18 protein-coding genes are annotated in these 19890 nt (G+C 37.1%); 3 read left to right on the top strand and 15 right to left on the bottom strand.

The features are described 5' to 3' along the window. Positions 1-31 precede the first annotated feature (31 nt). Positions 32-928, top strand: a complete 897-nt coding sequence (locus ACPDHL_RS03100; protein ID WP_430531346.1) for a 3-hydroxyacyl-CoA dehydrogenase — start codon at positions 32-34, stop codon at positions 926-928. A gap of 116 nt (positions 929-1044) precedes the next feature. Here the strand turns inward: ACPDHL_RS03100 and prmC are convergent, their stop codons facing one another. Further along, positions 1045-1884, bottom strand: a complete 840-nt coding sequence (prmC, locus tag ACPDHL_RS03095) for a peptide chain release factor N(5)-glutamine methyltransferase (protein ID WP_430531345.1) — start codon at positions 1882-1884, stop codon at positions 1045-1047. A gap of 47 nt (positions 1885-1931) precedes the next feature. Between prmC and ribD the strand changes: the two genes are divergently transcribed. Continuing rightward, positions 1932-3002 carry a bifunctional diaminohydroxyphosphoribosylaminopyrimidine deaminase/5-amino-6-(5-phosphoribosylamino)uracil reductase RibD gene (ribD, locus tag ACPDHL_RS03090; protein ID WP_430531344.1) on the top strand — a complete coding sequence of 357 codons (1071 nt, stop codon included), beginning with the start codon at positions 1932-1934 and terminating at the stop codon, positions 3000-3002. Further along, positions 3002-3628: an IMPACT family protein gene (locus tag ACPDHL_RS03085; protein WP_430531343.1), complete on the top strand. Its 627-nt coding sequence runs from the start codon at positions 3002-3004 to the stop codon at positions 3626-3628. Before ribD ends, ACPDHL_RS03085 begins: the two co-directional genes overlap by 1 nt. 185 nt (positions 3629-3813) lie before the next feature. On the opposite strand, the gene ACPDHL_RS03080 is transcribed toward ACPDHL_RS03085, so the two are convergent. The 14 genes from ACPDHL_RS03080 to ACPDHL_RS03015 form a co-directional block, all read right to left on the bottom strand. Further along, positions 3814-4677 (bottom strand): EamA/RhaT family transporter, encoded by an 864-nt coding sequence (locus ACPDHL_RS03080; protein ID WP_430531342.1) that lies wholly within the window; start codon positions 4675-4677, stop codon positions 3814-3816. A 178-nt stretch (positions 4678-4855) separates the two neighbouring features. Next, entirely contained in the window at positions 4856-5419 is a 564-nt protein-coding gene (locus ACPDHL_RS03075) for a hypothetical protein (protein WP_430531341.1), read from the bottom strand. A gap of 52 nt (positions 5420-5471) precedes the next feature. Beyond that, the gene (locus tag ACPDHL_RS03070; protein ID WP_430531340.1) at positions 5472-6038 is read right to left on the bottom strand and encodes a hypothetical protein; all 567 of its coding nucleotides are present in this window, start codon (positions 6036-6038) and stop codon (positions 5472-5474) included. 57 nt (positions 6039-6095) lie between these two features. Further along, on the bottom strand, positions 6096-7109 hold the full coding sequence (locus ACPDHL_RS03065; protein ID WP_430531339.1) for a cytochrome-c peroxidase: 1014 nt from the start codon (positions 7107-7109) through the stop codon (positions 6096-6098). A 65-nt stretch (positions 7110-7174) separates the two neighbouring features. After that, complete coding sequence (locus ACPDHL_RS03060; RefSeq protein ID WP_430531338.1) at positions 7175-8044, bottom strand: MbnP family protein; 870 nt, start codon at positions 8042-8044, stop codon at positions 7175-7177. 13 nt (positions 8045-8057) lie between these two features. Beyond that, positions 8058-10043, bottom strand: coding sequence for a TonB-dependent receptor domain-containing protein (locus tag ACPDHL_RS03055; protein WP_430531337.1), 1986 nt, complete (start codon positions 10041-10043; stop codon positions 8058-8060). A gap of 4 nt (positions 10044-10047) precedes the next feature. Continuing rightward, on the bottom strand, positions 10048-10950 hold the full coding sequence (locus ACPDHL_RS03050) for a hypothetical protein (RefSeq protein WP_430531336.1): 903 nt from the start codon (positions 10948-10950) through the stop codon (positions 10048-10050). Positions 10951-11228: 278 nt separating this feature from the next. Continuing rightward, positions 11229-11558, bottom strand: a complete 330-nt coding sequence (locus ACPDHL_RS03045) for a hypothetical protein (protein WP_430531335.1) — start codon at positions 11556-11558, stop codon at positions 11229-11231. Positions 11559-11791: 233 nt separating this feature from the next. Further along, positions 11792-13051 (bottom strand): tetratricopeptide repeat protein, encoded by a 1260-nt coding sequence (locus tag ACPDHL_RS03040; protein ID WP_430531334.1) that lies wholly within the window; start codon positions 13049-13051, stop codon positions 11792-11794. Between the two features lie 21 nt (positions 13052-13072). Further along, complete coding sequence (gene gyrA, locus ACPDHL_RS03035; protein ID WP_430531333.1) at positions 13073-15619, bottom strand: DNA gyrase subunit A; 2547 nt, start codon at positions 15617-15619, stop codon at positions 13073-13075. Between the two features lie 278 nt (positions 15620-15897). After that, positions 15898-16695 carry an ABC transporter substrate-binding protein gene (locus ACPDHL_RS03030; RefSeq protein WP_430531332.1) on the bottom strand — a complete coding sequence of 266 codons (798 nt, stop codon included), beginning with the start codon at positions 16693-16695 and terminating at the stop codon, positions 15898-15900. A gap of 3 nt (positions 16696-16698) precedes the next feature. Next, a complete protein-coding gene (gene pyrF / locus ACPDHL_RS03025; protein WP_430531331.1) occupies positions 16699-17520 on the bottom strand; it encodes an orotidine-5'-phosphate decarboxylase in 822 nt (273 codons plus the stop codon). A gap of 60 nt (positions 17521-17580) precedes the next feature. After that, complete coding sequence (gene prfA, locus ACPDHL_RS03020; RefSeq protein WP_430531330.1) at positions 17581-18654, bottom strand: peptide chain release factor 1; 1074 nt, start codon at positions 18652-18654, stop codon at positions 17581-17583. Between the two features lie 93 nt (positions 18655-18747). After that, positions 18748-19353 carry a YceI family protein gene (locus ACPDHL_RS03015; protein ID WP_430531329.1) on the bottom strand — a complete coding sequence of 202 codons (606 nt, stop codon included), beginning with the start codon at positions 19351-19353 and terminating at the stop codon, positions 18748-18750. Between the last annotated feature and the right edge of the window lie 537 nt (positions 19354-19890).

Here is a 19890-nt window from a genome sequence, read left to right as displayed (position 1 = left end):
ACAAACCTTTTGTATCAAAAAACAAAAAATTATGAAGATTAAATATGTTACCGTTGCAGGAAGTGGTGTATTGGGCTATCAAATTGCCTTTCAGACTGCTTTTTATGGATTTAAAGTTACTGTGTATGATATTAATCAAGATGCCATCGAGAAGGCAAAAGCTAAATTTAATCCCCTGAGTGAGCGTTATAAGCAAGATATAGGGGCAACAGATGCACAAATTGCACAAGCAAAAGCAAATCTTTCGTATTCCTTTGATTTAAAAGAAGCAACAGCACAAGCGGATTTAATGATTGAAGCAGTACCTGAAAACCCAAAAATTAAAATTGGCTTTTACCATCAATTGGCTGAAGTAGCTCCCAAACATACAATTTTTGTTACCAATTCGTCTACGATGCTACCTAGTCAATTTGCAGAGGTCACCCAACGACCGAAACAATTTTTGGCTTTGCATTTTGCCAACGAAATATGGATGCATAATACAGCTGAAATTATGGGACATGCAGCTACTGATCCCGCTATCTTTCAAGAGGTTGTTGCTTTTGCACAAGCCATTGGTATGATTGCCCTTCCGCTGCATAAAGAACAACCAGGCTATATACTGAATTCCCTTTTAGTTCCCTTACTTGATGCAGCAACAAATTTGCTAGTTAATGAGGTAGCAGATGCCCAAACTATTGATAAAACATGGATGGCCGCAACAGGAGCTCCAACAGGGCCTTTCGGGATTTTAGATATCGTGGGTATTACAACAGCGTATAACATCAATAAAATGGCTGCAGATGCTACCCATGATCCACTTAAAATCAAAACAGTAGACTACCTGAAAAAAGAATTTATCGATCAAAATAAACTAGGCGTTAGCACCGGAGAAGGCTTTTATACCTATCCTAATCCTGCTTATTTAGCGGAAGATTTTTTGAAATAAGAAATAGAACTTAGTCTCAAAAAAGGCTTAAATACCTCGGTATTCAAGCCTTTTTTATTTAAACCTTTACTTTAATTAATATTATGTAAAACACATAATTTAAGCGAATTAGGAGTTCATATTTTTGACTTTGTCATGCGAAAATTATTCAGTAAGTCACGACGTAACTCCGTCTGCGTAAAACCGATAGCCTCAAGCAGTTCAACCATTTCTTTTCCTAAATATTGATTGATCTCATAGAAAAGAAAACCACCTGGCTTTAGATGCGCCTTGGCTAAGAGTCCAATTTTTCGATAGAAGATAAGTGGATCACCATCATCAACAAATAGTGCGGTATGCGGTTCGTAATCCATCACGTTCTTTTTGATTTCTACCTTTTCTAATTCGCGTATATAGGGGGGATTAGACACAATAATATCATACGTATCTGCCAATTGTTCCAGCGCGAGTATATCTCCCTGTAGAAAGTTAACCTTTGCATTTAGAGCTGCTGCATTTCGCTTTGCCACAGCTAAAGCTTCTGTAGATATATCGAGTAAGGTAACCGCACTATGGGGGAGTTCTTTGGCTAAAGTTAACCCTATACAACCACTTCCTGTACCAATATCCAAAATGCGAATTGGCTGATCCACAGCAACGGTAGCCATAATCCATTCTACTAATTCTTCGGTTTCTGGACGGGGAATAAGGGTATGTTCATTTACTTCAAACGTATAGCCATAAAAATAGGCTTTACCCAAAATTTGTTGAATCGGCTTTTGCTGTACTAGCTCTGTTAATACAGCCAACCATTGTTCGGGTTGTTTTGTTTCTAATGTAGGATTCATCACGAAATCAATACGCGTTTTTCCCTCCAATTCTTCCAAACAAATTAGAAATAACTGTTGCGCTTCTAACGCATCATAAATGGGAGTTAACTCCGCTATAAACTGGTCTTGTAGTAATTTTATCAGCATAGTTTAAAAGCTAAAAACTCTAGTAGTTTAGCTAAAAAGAATTAAATTTGTTCAAAGATACAGTTTTATCAATGTTGGAAAAAGACGAATACTATATTTCTCGCTGCCTGCAACTGGCAAAACAAGGAACTTTTGCGGCATTGCCGAATCCAGCAGTAGGAGCCGTTGTCGTTCACAACGATCGAATACTAGGTGAAGGTTTTACTTCTGCCTATGGAGGTCCACATGCGGAAGTCAATGCTATAGCGGCTGTAAAGAATCCTGAGTTACTTAAAGAAAGTACGTTGTATGTGAGTTTGGAACCGTGTAGTCACTTTGGAAAAACACCGCCTTGTTGTGATTTAGTCATTGCCAAACAAATTCCGCGCGTAGTAGTAGGAACAATTGATCCTTTTGCTAAGGTTTGTGGAATGGGGATCCAAAAAATGAAAGAGGCGGGAATTGAAGTTGTTGTCGGTGTTTTAGAAGAAGCATGTCGAGCTAGTAATCAGCGATTTTTTACCTATCACCAAAAGAAGCGTCCTTATATTATTTTGAAATGGGCCCAAAGTCAAGATGGGTTTATTGCACCTTTGCATCGGGATAAACAAGCCCCCGTTTGGCTATCTAATGGGTATGCACAACAACTTGTACATCAATGGAGAAGTGAAGAAATGGCTTTTCTTGTAGGGACAAATACAGTTTTAGCAGACAATCCTTCCTTAACGACAAGATCCTGGTATGGCAAAAACCCTACTCGCATTTACTTAGATCGAAAGGGAGATATTACCGATGCGTATGCAATCAACCAACAAAGTGATCCAACAGTTTGTATTACAGCAAATAAAGAAGTAAAATCTAGAGCGAATATTACCTACTACTATGCTGATTTTGATCATAATTTAGTGGATCAGATCTGTGCAATACTGTATGATCTTCAACTATTGTCTGTTGTGATTGAAGGAGGAACACAAACTTTGCAACATTTTATTGATGCTGGCTTATGGGATGAAGCGCGTATCTTTCACAGTACAGTAAACCTAAAAGAGGGGATACAAGCGCCCGTAGTAAAGCATTGGCATTCGAAAGAAAGCTATGCCATTGCAACCAACCAATTAGATATTTTACACGCCAACTAATGACGGAAGAAAAAGATTTTTACAAAACAATAAGTGAACCTACGACAGAGGTTTTATACAAAGAGAAAAACAGTAAATTCTTTGGTTATGCTTTTCCCATTAAGAAAGAGGAAGAAGTTAAAGAAATACTGGAACAAATAAAAAAACAACACTACAATGCCCGCCATTGGTGCTATGCGTTCCAGTTGGGAACAGATCCCGTTTACTATCGTGCCAATGATGATGGGGAGCCTAGTAATACTGCAGGAGCACCAATCTACGGACAAATTCAATCCTTTGATGTGACGGATATTTTGATTGTAGTCGTTCGTTACTTTGGAGGCGTAAAATTAGGAGTAGGAGGGTTAATTACAGCCTATCGCGCTGCTGCTCAGATGGCGATGGAAGAGGCAGATATCATTGAATGCACCATTGACAAAAAATTTAAAGTGCGCTTTGATTATAAAGACATGAACAATGTAATGCGAGTGATCAAAGAGCGCAATTTGAATTTAGTTCAACAAAAAATGGAAATGACCTGTGAAATTGAATTGTCTATTCGAAAAAGCGAATACCAACAGGCAATGGATGCTTTCATTCCGTTCTATGAAGTAAAAGTCATTGAAGCTACTGCTGATGATTATTAATTCCAGCAGTATTGCTGTTTTTACTTAAATTAGAAAAGGTACTAAAAAAGGGATGCTTCTTTCAAAGCACCCCTCAAGTAAATAATACAATAAAAAACAATATTAATCTTTTAGTTAAAAACGGAGAAAGTAAAACTTTCGTATGGCTATTTCCCTTTGTTTTTAAACTATTTTGATAGGCCGTCTTACCTCAGAGACAATACCAATAAAGTTATTGCACAAGCCGCTAATACTAAGCCAATTATATTTTTTATTGAAAGCTTTTCTTTAAAAAGCGTATAGCCAAAAAGCGTTCCCAAAAAGATAACACCAAAATTCATTCCTGCAAAGACAATCGTCGGGTTAGAGGAGAAGTGGTGGTGGGCTTTCATATAAAATATAATATTGATGAAGTTTAATCCTCCAATAAACAGACCTGAGGCTAAATTGAGTTTTGAAAGCTTGAGTATATTTTTCTTAGCCAGGATTGAATAAGCGGATAAGCTCAAAATCAAAGCAGTGAAAAAAACATAAAACAAACTTTGTGTATAGGGTATAATGGAATACAAAGCCAATTTTTTAAAGCAAATATCAATTATACCAAATCCAAAAAACGTGCTTAATAAATACCAGCTGCTTTTATTGGAACTGCTTGTTTGAGCCGTATCAACCTTGTTTAAAATAAAGTAAACGGATAGCAAACCAATGCCCAAAGCCCAATAGCGCATCGTATTTAATTCTTCATGAAAAATGAATATAGCAGCTAATATGGGAATTAAAAGAGATAAGCGCTGGGCAATATCTGTTTTAATTAAACCTGCGTATTGTATAGAGCGAAATTGAGCAACAAAAATTGTGGGCAATAAGATTCCTAAGCTCAAAATAATAGCTAAAGGCATATCGCTAGAAATTTGCGTAAAATCAACTTCAAAAATAAAAAAAGACAATAACGAAGTTACCACGTAGTTGACAATGATTATTTCAAAGATATTGATCGGAAATCTTTTGATGTACTTAAAAAATACACCAACAGAAACACTGCCGAGAATGCTACAGATTAAATAGATCATAGGAATAGTTTATCGGAGTACAAAAATAGAAATTATCACAAGTTTGTCAAGATTAGGAGGGGTTTTAATTTTCTATTTTACATAATATTAATTATAGTGTATTCTTTGTTTTAAGCTTTAGAACAGTGATTACCTATATTTACAAAAAAACCACCAGTTCAACAACTGATGGTTTTTTTTAATCTTTAATAAAATCTTTCTTTTCAATTACCTGTAAATCTTTACTTACAATAATGCCCAACGTATCTATTTTAGTTGCCTGAGTTGCTGTTGATCTTTCTAACAATGCTTTTACACTATAAGCAATGAACTTAGTATGGTCTGCTTTTTTTTCTTGCGCAATGACATTTTCTAATTCTTTCATTAACGGTTCCGCTTTTTGTTGTACTTCGTTGTATTCGCGTACAGCATGATCAATTTCTTTGCGTACATTGGCCACCGGATGAATTTTATACAACTGCATATACTGATTTACTGCATAACGTTGTAATTCAATAAAAGGCTGATGATCCACTTCTAATTCTTCAACTAAAGCCAATCCTTTGAGTTGCAAACGCTTTTTTTCGGTAAGCGTATCGATCTGAATAATAGTTAGTTTATTTTCTTTTTTAGTAAAATCAACCTTCAATTCGGATGCTACGTACGGACTTACAGCAGCTAACATACGATCCTTTAAATTATCTTGTACAGCAAAAGCAGATAACATAATAAAACCGAGTACGAGTAAAACAATTCTTTTCATTTTTTAAGGATTACGTAAGTATTCTAGATGATTTAATTTAAAGCGCTTATAGTTAGTAGCTTACAATGTCTTCGACTGGAATTACTTTATACTGATCGTCCATGATTACATTGAATTTGACGTCTTGGTTTCCTTCTTTTTTCGATGTGTAGGTAAAAAAACCATGGACGCGATAGGCTCTAAATTGAATCGAATCTGCTGTTAAACGCTGTTGCATCGTTTCTTCAATGATGCCTTTCAATTCTTGAATATCTTCTTCCATATCAGTACAAGTATCTTTAACTAAAGCTAGTTGATCTTGATTTGTTTGGGTTGGATCTTGAGCATATTGTTGGGTAAAAAAAGCTAAATCGTCCTTTAATCTTTCGTACCTCGGGATTCCTTCTTCTTCCAATTGGCGTTTTAATTCGATCGCTTTAAAGTTTAATCGCCCTTTCTCAGTAAGGGTATCAATTTTGGTTATTGTAATCTTATCTTTTTCACGATTAAAATCTGCTCCCAATTGCACTTCAAAAAAATCAATTAAATTGGGTGTCAATCGATCTTCTAAGTGATTCTTTTTACTACAGGAGGTCAGCATTAAACCGAAGCATAAAAGTAAGCCTATTCTCGTTTTCATTTGTGATTCTTTTCAGACAAAGCTAATTAAAAAAAGAAAGTCTTACTAGTACTAAATTCAGTGCTGGATGAAATTCGTATCACTCAAGGTGTTCATAAATGCAAGTAGTGCTTCTTTTTCTTCTTTGGTCAAGGGAATTCTATTGCTGTTGTCTTTGAAAATAGGATCTAAATTAGCACTGACTAGGACGCCTTGGTCCATATAATCTAAGACATCCTGAAGTGTTTCAAATTGCCCAAAGCTACCGTAAGGCGCTGTATATTCGATATTGCGTAAAGAGGGAACTCTAAAACTCATATAGTCTTTTAAATCTCCTGTTACGCGTGCACGTCCAGCCTCATTTGAATCAGTATTTACTGGAAATCCGATATTTCTAAACGATTGATCTGTAAATAATGCGCCACTATGACAACTCGCACAATGTTGGGTAAAAAGAGCATTTCCCTTATTTTCTAGGGGTGTAAATACAGCTTCCTTGCGTTTTACTCGATCATATTTACTATCAGCCGAAATCAAGGTATATTCGTATTGTGCAATACTTTGATAGATTCGTTCCGGTGTAATGGATGGATTGCCAAATGTTTTTTGAAATAAATCAACATACGCTGGGTCTTCCTGAATTTTATCCATCACTTCAACTAAAGAAGAATGCATTTCTTCGGGCGTAATAATGGGCACAATAACCTGATTTTCCAATTGCAATTTGCTCCCATCCCAATTATAGTGTCGCATAAACGCGAGATTTTGGATTGGAGGTACATTGCGAAGCCCTACCTTCCCTTCTATCCCAACGCCTTGTTTCTGATGGTCTGCATAGGCAGAAGCTTGGATGTGACAGGTGGCACAAGCAATAGTATTGTCGCGACTTAAACGCGGATCAAAAAAGAGTTTTTTGCCTAGTTCAACACCATATTGCGTGGGTTTATTCTTTTCGAACGCGGGGTTCAACGCTGGAAAATCAGCGGGAATAGTAAGCGCTAGCACTGGATTGTCAATAATGGGATCATAGCTGTCATCCTGTTGACAAGACATTAGCCCTAATAACATAAATAATAAGCTGATTTTCTTCATGTTACACTAGTGTTATTTTTTCATAGTAAGTAAAGAGCCGTTGCATGCAACGGCTCTTTACTTCTTTAATTTTTTACTTCAAGAATCGAAAACATACCACTGGTATCATTCGTTCCATTTCCACCTAGGTTATCTACAAATTTGACCATTTGAACAGCCGTATGTACATTAGGGGTAGCATTATCATCCGATCCATTACCCGAACTCAAGGTAATCGTATTGATTTTACCACTCAATAAATGATTAAAGTCGGCTTGAACTACAATTGTTGGTGCTCCTTTACCTACCAGGGCTAATACTGGTAAATCCAAGATCACGTCGCGATACGCATCTACGCCTTGTATCAATTGCCCGTTATCGTCATCTTCTAATGTGCTTCCGGTGTGAATCGATAGTTCTTTGTGATCTGTATCATAGAAACCTTCAATTTTAGTAAAGCGGTAGCCTGTTCCCCATTCCCACATCATTTCCGTATCATTAGCCCCCGCTGCTGCATAAAATTTAGGAAATTTCACTTGATCTAACGTATTGAGATCACTTCGAATCCCCAATCCAAACTTAATTTGCTTGTATTCTCCTTTTGGTATATCGTTTAATACATAACTTAAACTGCTTGTTTTAGCCTGATCAATTACCGCAGCACCTTCATCTAGATTATTGATGCGATACGGAATCTCTTTTCCATCGTTTTTTACTAAGCGGATGTTGCTGATCACGTATTTTAATTCACTAAAATGATGTACTTGTCCTGCAGCAGAAGTATGTACCGTAGCTGTTGTAGCATTCGCATCACCTAAAACAATGGTCTTATCACCAAAGGTATTAGAGAAGGATAAGGTTACTTGGTTTGCTGTTGCTTGGTTGTCGTCACTAGAACATCCAATCAGTGCTAAAGAAAAAAGAGATAAAGCGGCGTATTTTTTTATTGTTTTCATGTTTTATTTTTGTTTAAAAATTAAGTTTAAGGGAGGTAAAAATATTGCGTCCCATTCTTGGTATATTGCCCCAATCGGCATAGGTGGTATAATATTCATTGAGTAAGTTTTCTGCACCTACTTGAAAAACAGATTTAACACCTTTCATATAAAAGGTATACGTTAGAGCGGCATCCCAAACTGCATAAGCGGCGGTTTGACTTTCTCCGTATTCTGGACTGTAATCGCGTTGTTTGCCATCTCCATGTACTGTCGTTTGAATACCAAAATCGCGGTAAGCATAATGCAGAGACGTTTGGTAGCTAAACGGACGGATAAAAGGTAAATTTCCCTTTTCATTGTCTTGTCCTCTCGCATAGGTTACACTTCCTTTCCAGTGTAGATCATCTACAATAGTGTAATGTCCACTGAGTGAAAAATTAAACAAAGTGGCATAATCCAAGGAGGTATACCCCTTTACTCCTACAGATTGATAATTCATAGGGCTTCCCAAACTCAAGATACGGCCGATGATATAATCTTTAATGTGGAAGTAGTTCGCCTTAGCTTCTACTCCAAAACCATCGCCTTTGTAGCTGATACTTGCATTGATCTCACGGGAAACTTCATTGGCTAAATCGGGATTTCCAATATAGTCATAGCGATCATAGCTGTTGTAGATATAGTATCCATAAGCTTCTGAAACTGAAGGTGCACGATGTCCATATCCAGCGCCTACAACGAGGTTGAACTTGTGGATGTCTACTTCATAACTAGCGTGTATACTAGGTAAAACACGTGTTTTTTCTTGTGCTGCTCCTGGGTGGAAAATCCAATTGAACTCAATGTATTTGGCCTTATTGTAATTGACACCTAAACCACCCCCCACGTGAAGTTGGCTCGCATCGCTTAGCGCTATCGTATTGTTGAGTGAAAGTCCCGTATACGTTGTTGTTACCCAAGGCCAAGTATAGGCAAACATCGTTTGTTTTTCTCGGTCTTGGGGATACATGCGCATTTCCGCTATGGATCGATTGGAGTAAGCATTCAATTGTAATTCAGAGGAATACCTCCCTTTTTTAAAATTGGCTTTGGATAATAATCCATAAGTAGTACTCCAACCAGGCATATCCATATGCACCAAATTCTCCGGACGAGTCGTATCATCCATATAGTGTTCAATGGCATTAAAATACACCTTGGTATCCCAAACTTTAATGATTTGATTTTCAAAAAGTTGTTTATACGAAAGCGAAGTAATTAAGGCTCGAGATAACCATAAATCCATGGGTAAAGCAGGATATCCTACATCTTTGGCTACATCGAAAATAGCATCTACACGCAAGGAAGATAACTCACTGGTTTTATGCGCAATTCCCAAAGAAGTATTGAACTTTTTGTACTGGGAATGCAGTACTTCTTCGCGATTACCATCGCTGTAGTTTTGTGCGGTTCGATATGCAATACTCGCATCAGTCACCCATTTTTTGCTTGAAAAAGAAAGGTTTCCGAGGTTGTAAAATTGATTATTATTAAATTCAAAACCACTTTGATAGCTGCCCATCCATTGCGTATAGGGACTAAAAGCAGTGTTTTTTCGCTTCAAATCTATACTTCCTGCAATGGTAGAGCCATGCATACCTCCTTCTTGGCCCGATTGAATATCTACTGCGGCTAAATTATTACTTTCTACATAAGACGTAATCGGATCCATTTTATCCGTACACGCACCAAAAATATGCATACCATCGATTGTCAAAGTAGAGCGTTCTGTACTCATATTATTGAGTAAAGGTTCCCAGGCATAAGCCCCTCGCTTAATGAAACTGATTTGTTCAGAAGAAGCTAAAAATTCATCTACAGATACAGCCATTTTTAAATCCGTACGGATTTTTTCTTTTGCCTGTGCTCGAACGGAAATCTCATCCAAAATCGTATATAAACTATCGGAGGCTACCGTTGGATGCTGAGCAACACTACTTAGTGTAACAAAGCAAGCTAAAATTGATAGAGTGCGCATAGGATTAAAAAAGAATATCAATAAACAATTCGCTCTTTACGCCTGCTACGCCAGGTGTAAAATCTGTGGGAACTTTCGTTCCTTTTAGAATTCTCCCTTGGTGGTTCTGAAGAATAAAGTTCAACGTCCAATTTCCTGTCATTGTATAATTTACGATACCTTCATAAAAACCATCAGGCCGCTGTACTAAATCGCGGTTGTTGGGAGAGGAATGATTGCCCATGGATGGCTCTGGCATTCTGGGATCCAATAGTAAGGTATAATTTTCAACAGCTAAATAAGTTTGATCTAGAGACTGAGCCTCCACTGTCTTATTGCGTTTAAAAATACCAGCTACAAGTTTATTTTCAGCTACTTTGGGTTGAACAGGTGCAACTAAAGCAATAAGGTATTCTTCTTGATCCTGTCCGATAAAAGTGGTCATGTTGAGATTCATATTACTTTGATGTTTGACCTCAATCGGTTCCCTCTTTTGAAATGCTATTGTTTTTCCCTCTACTGTAAGAACCAATACCCAAGCTCCTTTTACTCCTTCTTGTGTAAATACACAATAGCCTGAATAGTATTTATCCTGCGGTTGATATACCCATGCAGGACTATGGGGGCAAGAATCTTCTTTTTCACCTTCAACTAAATGTAGCGGTAATACGCTAACTTTTGCGTCTTCAATCACCTGTTTAGTATGGGAATCAAGCACATGGACACGCACTTCATTGTAGCCTTGGTATAACTGTCCTTCTAAAGCCTCGACACGAAGGATATAAGCATCATTTTCAACTGAAAAAACCTCCTTAAAAGCCTGATTATCTGGCACTACAGTATTGGTTTCAGCTTCATAGTTTGTTTTATCCAAAGTACAAGCGGTAAGAATAAAACAAGCGATTACTAAATATATAAACGTTTTCATTGTTTTCAGTGGTGGATCAAGTAACGACATGGGTTTATACAACTTGTACTCCTGCATTCAGTCGCACAAATGATAAACCAGTAAGCTAAAGGAATTTACCCTCTGCGCTAACTACTACAAAATCCTTTAGAGATAGTGATATTACATGACTATCTAGGTTGAGAACTCAATTAAAAATGGGAGTTGAATGAAAGATATGGCATAGCTGTACCCCTTAGTAAGCACGTAATATAGCTTCATGGAGTACAAACAAAATGCATCATCATTCTACGTTTAATTTAGCTAATAGGAGGTCGAAATAAAAAATTAGTAAACGAAAAGGTATAGTAGTTTTCAGTACTGACAACTGTTTTTTCGTTATAGGAATTAACTAACACATAGCTTACTTCTTCAATCGCTTGATAGAAGATCAATTGAATTTCTGCAGAAGCAAATTGTGTTCTATTTTTGTCTGAGTCTGTATCAGAAGCATGCGTTAATTCTTTTGCAAGGTGACACTTTCCATTACAAGCAAGCTCAGGTTTGTCTTTGTTGACACAAAGCTCATTTTTAATATAATCGTATAGCACTACATATTCCACAACAGGTAATACCGGTTTGAAAAACATAAATAGGGATAATATGATAGTGGCTATTTTCACCTTACAAAGGTCTGTTATATTTTATCAAAGACAAAATTATGAATTGTTTGTATCAATTAATGGATTGAAATAATAAATTAAGCGTCTTGAGCAAAAAACTTAAGTAGCCTATCTTCTGAATAGCACTTCAATAAAAAAGAGGCAGAAATTGAATTCCTGCCTCTTTTTACTTTTTATCCTTAAAAAGGTTAGTTTGACAATTATTTTGCCTCTAACGCTTTTAATTTATCATTCATTTCTAACGCTCTATAAATGTTTTTCAATGTATTGATCGCTTCGTCATTTGAAGGATTAATTGATAAAACTTTTTCTAAATCGTTCATAGCATCGCGGTAAAGCTCTTTTTTCTGCTTTTGCAATTGGTCGTATTTTTTGTTATCTGCAGCAGACATACCAAGGCTATTCATTTTATTTGTAATCTCCTCATCTGGTTGCAATTTAATGAAAGCCATATTTAAGTATGCACTTTCATTTTTAGGGTTGATGCGGATCGCTTGCTCATAGTATTTTCTAGCTTCCTCAACTTTACCAGCTTGGTAACTTGTCACCCCTAAGTTGTACAAGAGTACATCGTCATTTGGATTTTTAGCTAACGCTTCTTTGGCGATCTCTTCGTACTTACCAATATTGTTTGATTTTAAGTATAAATCCATCTGAGTCAACATCAAGTTAGTATCATTAGGATTCGATTTTCTAGCCTCAATAACTGCTTTCTCAGCTTCTTCGTATTGCCCTTCTTGGTAATAGATTAAAGCTAAGTTTTTGATGATTTCAGGACGTTTAGAGTCCTCTTTTACAAATTTAGGGTCTGTATGAGAGCCTTGTTTTACCAGCACATCTCTCATTTTAGAATCTTTACCGAAGTTTTGAACTTCTCCAGTTTCTTTATCTATGGCTGTGTAGTATGACTCATTTCCGTTATATCCTAAGTCAATCAATTCTTTGTAATAGGCTGTTGCCGTAGCATAGTCTTTTGAACTAATAGCTGTTGATGCAGCATAGTATAGATACAACGTATCTTGTGGATTGATATCAAAAGCTTGTTTAAACTTTTTTGTTGCTCCTATATAGTTCGAAGAGTTATTATCTTCAATAGCTTTGTTAATTACTTTAGAAGCTACAATACCTAATTCTTCATTTGCTTGTTTAGCAAATTTATTATTCTTGTCAATAGCTTCAATTTGTTTGTAAGCACTTACCATTTTATCAACGTTTCCATCAAAATCTTTGTCTTGCTCAATTTGTTGGAAAGCTAAGTTTGATTTTAAATAGTAAAATTGAATTTTTTGTTCGTTTGTCGCCTGTCCTAAAACTGCTTCAACTGCGTTTAATGCTGCAGTAGCTTCTGTAACATTTCCTTTTTTAACTGCTTTCTCAGCATCTTTAAGCTCTTTCTTTTGAGCCATAGAAAGCCCAGAAATCATTAGGGCTGCCGCTAAATAAACATATTTTTTATTCATAACTCTGTTGTTTTTATTGTTTTATTCTTGATCTTGGTCTTCTTCTTCAATTTGGTCCATTCCATCTTCGGAAACTTCCAAAATTGATCCGTCAATTTCTACAAATTCTTGGTCTTGATCTTCCTCATCATCTTCCTTCATTACCTTACAAACTGCAGCAATTGAATCGTTTCCTTTGATGTTGATTAGACGAACACCTTGAGTTGCACGTCCCATTACACGTAAATCAGATACACGCATACGGATCGTTAATCCTGATTTGTTGATGATCATCAAATCATCCGCATCCGTTACCGTATTAATGGAAACCAATAATCCAGTTTTATCACTGATATTCATGGTCTTCACTCCTTTTCCACCGCGATTCGTTTCTCTGTACTCCTCTAAAGCAGAACGCTTACCATATCCGTTTTCAGAAACAACTAAGATTTCGCTATTCAAATCACTCACAGATACCATTCCGATTACCTCGTCTTTATCATCTGCTAGGGTAATTCCGCGAACTCCCGAAGCCGTTCTTCCCATCGGACGTGTTTTCTCCTCGTCAAAGCGAACTAACTTACCTGATTTTACTGCAATAAGTACTTTGCTCTTACCATCCGTTAATTTTGCTTCTAGTAATTCGTCATCCTCCTTAATTGTAATGGCGTTAATACCATTTTGTCTTGGACGTGAATATTGCTCTAATGGTGTTTTCTTCACTTGACCTTGCTTGGTTGCCATGATCACATAGTGGTTGTTGATGTACTCCTCATCTTTCAAATCTTGGGTACAAATAAACGCTTTCACTTTGTCGTCATTCTCAATATTGATCAAGTTTTGAATCGCACGGCCTTTACTTACTTTAGTTCCTTCAGGAATTTCGTATACTCTCATCCAGAAACATTTTCCTTTTTGGGTAAAGAATAACATATACTGGTGGTTGGTAGCAACGTACATATGCTCTAAGAAATCTTGATCTCTTGTTCCCGCCGATTTTTGTCCTACTCCACCTCTATTTTGCGTTTTGTATTCCGATAGGGGTGTACGTTTGATGTAACCAGCATGAGAAATAGTAATAACTACCTGTTCATCTGCAATAAGGTCTGTAATACTCACATCACCACCTGCGTATTCAATTACAGAACGACGCTCATCACCGAATTTATCTTTTACTTCAGTTAATTCTTCCTTAATCAAATTCATTCGCATTTCTTTGCTTGCCAATAACTCGCGTAAGTGATTAATTAACTTCATGATTTCCTCGTACTCTGCACGTAGTTTATCTTGCTCTAGTCCTGTTAATTGACGTAGACGCATTTCAACAATTGCACGGGCTTGAATTTCAGATAAAGAAAAGCGTTCAATTAATTTAGCTCTTGCTTCGTCTGCATTGCTTGAGGAACGAATTAAAGCGATAACTTCGTCAATATTATCTGAAGCGATGATTAATCCTTCTAAAATATGCGCGCGTTCTTCTGCTTTTCTCAATTCATATTGCGTACGTCTCACTACAACATCGTGTCTGTGCTCTACGAAGTGGTAGATCAGCTCTTTTAAGTTTAATGTTTGTGGACGTCCATCTACCAATGCGATATTATTCACACTGAAAGAAGACTGCAATTGGGTGTATTTATAAAGGGTATTCAATACGATGTTTGGAATAGCATCGCGTTTTAATACATAAACGATACGCATCCCTTTTCGATCGGATTCATCGCGAATAGTAGCAATACCCTCAATTTTCTTATCGTTAACTGCTTCCGCAGTTTTTTTGATCATTTCAGCTTTGTTCACTTGGAACGGAATTTCCGTTACCACGATACATTCTCTTCCGTCTACTTCTTCAAAGTTTGCTTTTGCACGCATAACTACGCGACCACGTCCAGTTTTGAACGCTTCTCTAACTCCTTCATAGCCGTAAATCACCCCTCCCGTTGGGAAGTCTGGTGCTTTGATGTAATTCATCAACTCATCGATTTCAATGTCATTGTTATCGATATAAGCCAATGTACCATCAATAACCTCAGAAAGGTTGTGTGGTGCCATATTGGTAGCCATACCAACGGCAATACCTGAAGCTCCATTAACCAATAACGTAGGAATACGCGTAGGCATTACTTTTGGCTCTTCTAACGTATCGTCAAAGTTTAATTGAAAATCAACGGTTTCTTTATCGATATCAGCTAGAATTTCTTCGGATATCTTCTTCATTCTAGCCTCTGTATAACGCATCGCTGCTGGGCTATCTCCATCTACAGATCCAAAGTTACCTTGTCCATCTACAAGTAAATAACGCATGCTCCAGTCTTGAGCCATACGCACCATGGCGTCATATACAGAACTATCACCGTGTGGGTGGTATTTACCTAAAACTTCCCCTACAATTCTGGCAGACTTTTTATGTGCTCTATTAGACATTACGCCTAATTCATACATACCAAATAACACTCTACGATGCACAGGTTTTAAGCCATCTCTAACATCAGGAAGCGCTCGAGATACAATCACGGACATTGAATAGTCAATGTAAGCGGATTTCATCTGTTCCTCAATGTTAATAGGAATCAACTTTTCTCCTTCAGACATAAGTATATTAAATTTAAATTGTCATTATTAAACGTGCTAATATACAGATTTTATCGCGTTTTTCCATATCTCAAACCCATGAAAAAACCGTTTTTTTAGGATTTTTCTATTTTTTTTATTTCTTACATCCAAATAGAGTCATTTTGAGGCCGATATTAGCCACTTTTGGTGTGAGCATGTACCCTAAAGGGGTAACTTAATCAGGCAAGAGTTAGCGCTTTCTTCTTCTAACAAACGAGAGGAAATAAAAAAATCTCACCTGCTGTGAGATTTTTAGTTTATAATCGATTGTGAATTTGCTTAAAATAATCAAAAGCTTTGCACACATGGGTACCATACCAAGAAAACATCTCTCCTTCTACGAAGATGGTCTTTCCATGGTGTGTAAATCGCCCAATTTCAAAGGCATCTTCTTCTTGAAATGCGTAAGGTAAGGAAGGGAGAAAAACCACTTCGGGGTCGCCCTGTATTCTTATTTTTTTAATTTCAACCTCCGGATAGCGTTCTACGCGATTGGCATAGACATTTTCAAACTGGTTGAGCGTTAGCAATTCGTGAATCCATGTTCCTTCTCCTGCTACGACAAAAGGGTCTTTCCCTACAAAATAAGCCGCCTTATATCCTTCCTTATTGCGAACAAAGTCCATCAAATCTCGTTGTCCAAACTGAATTTTATCAATCCATTTACGAGCTTCTGTACGCTTGTTGAACAATTGCCCTAAAGCTTCAAGGAGCTGAATATTTTGATCCATATTGCGAACATCGGTCAACCAAATGGGACAAATACCCTTTACTTTCTCAATCTGTTCTACCGTATTTTCTTCAATATTCGCTATGATAATAGCAGGATTCAACGCTTTAATTTGGTCAATCGCGACTTGTTTTGGAGTACCTATACTTTCCTTTGTTACTTTTAATTGATACGGATGAATACAAGCAGTTGTTATACCGACTAACTCATCTTCTAATCCTAAGTCAAAAAGTGTTTCCGTTACAGCAGGTACAAGCGAAACAATGCGGGTTGGCATTTGCTCAAAAGTGTGTTCACGACCTAGTTGATCCTTTGTTACTATCATAATCTAAAATCTTTCATTTAAAATGGCTTGCATTTCACTTTGTATCTTCAGTGCTTCTTCTCTTGCTTTTTCAGCAAAATCAGCCTGATTCGATGCATATATAATGCCTCTTGAGGAGTTAATCAACAAGCCCACATTTTCAGCTAATCCGTATTGACAAACCTCTTGTAAGCTTCCTCCTTGTGCTCCAACACCTGGAACGAGTAAAAAACTAGTAGGGGCTACTTCGCGAATAGCTTTAAAATAGGTTGCTTTTGTAGCACCAACAACATACATCAGATTTTCTGCCTGTTTATATTGTTGGGAGGTTTCTATCACTTTTTGATACAAAGGTTTGCCTTCGATCAGCTGTGTTTGAAAATCAAAAGCTCCTTCATTGGATGTTAAGGCCAATAAAATCGTGTGTTTGTTTTCAAATGCCAAGAAAGGCTCCACCGAATCTTTCCCCATATAAGGCGCAACAGTTACGCTATCAAAAGCCATATCTTCAAAGAAAGCTTTGGCATACATCGAAGCGGTATTGCCAATATCACCTCGCTTTGCATCCGCTATCGTATACAGTTCTGGGTACTTTTCTTTGATATACGCAATGGTCTTTTTTAAAGATTCCCAGCCTTTGATTCCATAGGCTTCAAAAAAAGCAATATTGGGTTTATACGCTACAGTCAAATCATGCGTAGCATCAATAATGGCTTTATTGAAACTAAAAATAGGATCTTCCTCTTCTAGCAAAAAAGCGGGAATTTTCGTTAAATCAACGTCTAATCCTACACATAGAAATGATTTTTTACGCTGAATTTGCTCAAGGAGTTGTTGTGTTGTCATGTTCTAAATAGTTTTAAAAAAAACCACACTGCCTAGTGTGGTTTCTCCTTATCTTGCAGTTTAATAAACTTCGCTTTCTTTTAATTTCTCTGTATTACTTACTAATTGTAATTCATCAATAATTTTCTGAATACCGCCGCTCATTACACCATCTAAATCGTAAAGTGTTAATCCGATACGGTGATCTGTAACACGTCCTTGTGGGTAGTTGTAGGTTCTAATTTTAGCCGAACGGTCACCACTACTTACTTGAGAGTTACGTTTCTTCGCATCTTCCTCTTGTTTCTTTGCCAATTCCATTTCATACAAACGAGAACGCAAAACAGATAGGGCTTTATCCTTGTTCTTGTGTTGTGATTTTTCATCTTGACATTGGGCAACCAATCCAGTAGGGATATGCGTCATACGCACGGCAGACTTTGTTGTATTCACCGACTGTCCACCAGGTCCGGACGAACAGAACAAGTCAATACGAACGTCATTCATATCAATGTGAACATCAAACTCTTCTGCTTCTGGTAATACCATTACAGTGGCAGCGGATGTGTGTACACGTCCCTGAGTTTCTGTTTGAGGAACACGTTGTACGCGGTGTACTCCAGCCTCAAATTTCAACGTTCCGTATACATCTTCTCCAGTTACTTCGAAAATAACCTCTTTGTATCCTCCTGAAGTTCCTTCATTTACGTCTACAACAGAAGTTCTCCATCCTCTTGATTCACAGTATTTCGTGTACATTCTAAACAAATCACCCGCAAAAATACTAGCTTCATCACCTCCTGTACCAGCGCGCACTTCAACCATTACGTTTTTCGCATCTTCTGGATCTTTTGGGATTAAAAGGAATTTAATTTCATCTTCTAATTCAGGCAAACGGCCTTTAGCTTCATCTAGCTGCATTTTAGCCATATCGACCATCTCTGCATCACTTCCATCCGCTAATATTTCATTTGCTTCAGCAATATTTCCGGTTAGATTTAAATACTCCGCACGTTTCTCAACTAGCTGCTTTAAATCTTTATATTCTTTGTTTAATTGAACATAGCGCTTTTGATCAGCAATAACATCTGGTTGAATGATCAAATCAGATATTTCATCAAAACGTTGTTTTATAATTTGTAATCTATCTATCATATCTTAAAAAGAGATAATTTAATTGGATGCAAAGTTAAAAAAAAAGAGGAATATATTCGCATATTCCTCTTCAATTCGTTTATTTATCTCTTTTTATTCTTTAATCTCTACGGCGATTTCCACATCAGACCATGTTTTCCCTTCGTGTAAGGCATTACAAGCGGTATGTAAAGCAGAGAAAGCGTCTTTTGCAGCGAAGTCTTCCAAGATATCAATCGATCCTTTTAGCTTCACCCCTGCTTCTGTTGCTTCATACGCAAACTCTTTTTCTTTTGTAATTCCATTTAACGTCAAGTGAACCAAAACTTTCCCCTCTTTAAACTCGCCGAAAAATCCGTTGATATTTCCCACTAATTTTGTAAAAAAGTTTAAACGCAAGGTTTCATCTCTTGCAGGATCTCCTGTACTAGCAGAACTCGTTACAATAGCAAATTGCGCTCCTTTTAATCCTTCTTCTAACGTAGCCGCTTCACGATTGACTTCTGACAATTTGATCTCGTCAAAAGTTCCTTTCACTCCAACTTTAGCAGGTGTTTTAAAAGCAGTCCATTCAACGGTATACGTCAACTCTTTTTGTGCTGGCGCTTCCGCTGTTTGTTCTACTCCTTGATCAGGCGTAGTTGTATCTGTTGATTTTTTATCTCCACATGAAATAGCAACTAAGCTTACAAGAGCTAGTGCTAAGATAGATTTTTTCATACTGTTTTTGAGTTTTATTTTCTTAAAGCAACTAATGTACAAAAAGCAATTTACAATTCAACTTGCTTAAAAATTAAAATTTCCTTAAAATAGTTGGGAACTAGCTACATTTTGGTAGATGGCAGCTTGATTCGCCGTTTTTCTTCCAACTGACTAAAGCAGCCTCCCTTAAAAACCCTTACTGTAGAGGAAAAAAAAAGTGTTTAGCGCGTTCCCATTAAAATAATAGCTAGGGGATTTCTTGGGGTCTTGTTCGGGTCTCCTTCGAGTGTCCTTCGGTAAAATGGCTCTTAGCCCAATGAAATACGACGATGTGTCGAAGAAGACCCGAATAAAACTAAAAGATAAGCACATAGCAAGCTGACTAACAGTAGTTTATCTTGCTGTATTACGGAAGATGATAGCCTTTTATACCTTTGTTTGCTAAAAAAAGAAAAATAAGTGAAGGGGGTGCTTTAGCCTTGTCTCCCTTTGTTTACGTTTGCAGGGCATTCCTGTAGGGGGCTAAATGGGAAGGAAGGATTTTACAAGACATCC

It is taken from the genome of Myroides sp. C15-4 (genome assembly GCF_050522745.1).
Taxonomy (GTDB): Bacteria; Bacteroidota; Bacteroidia; order Flavobacteriales; family Flavobacteriaceae; genus Flavobacterium.
Note: the sequence above shows the minus strand (reverse complement) of the source record. Positions and strands in the feature narration are given on the sequence as shown.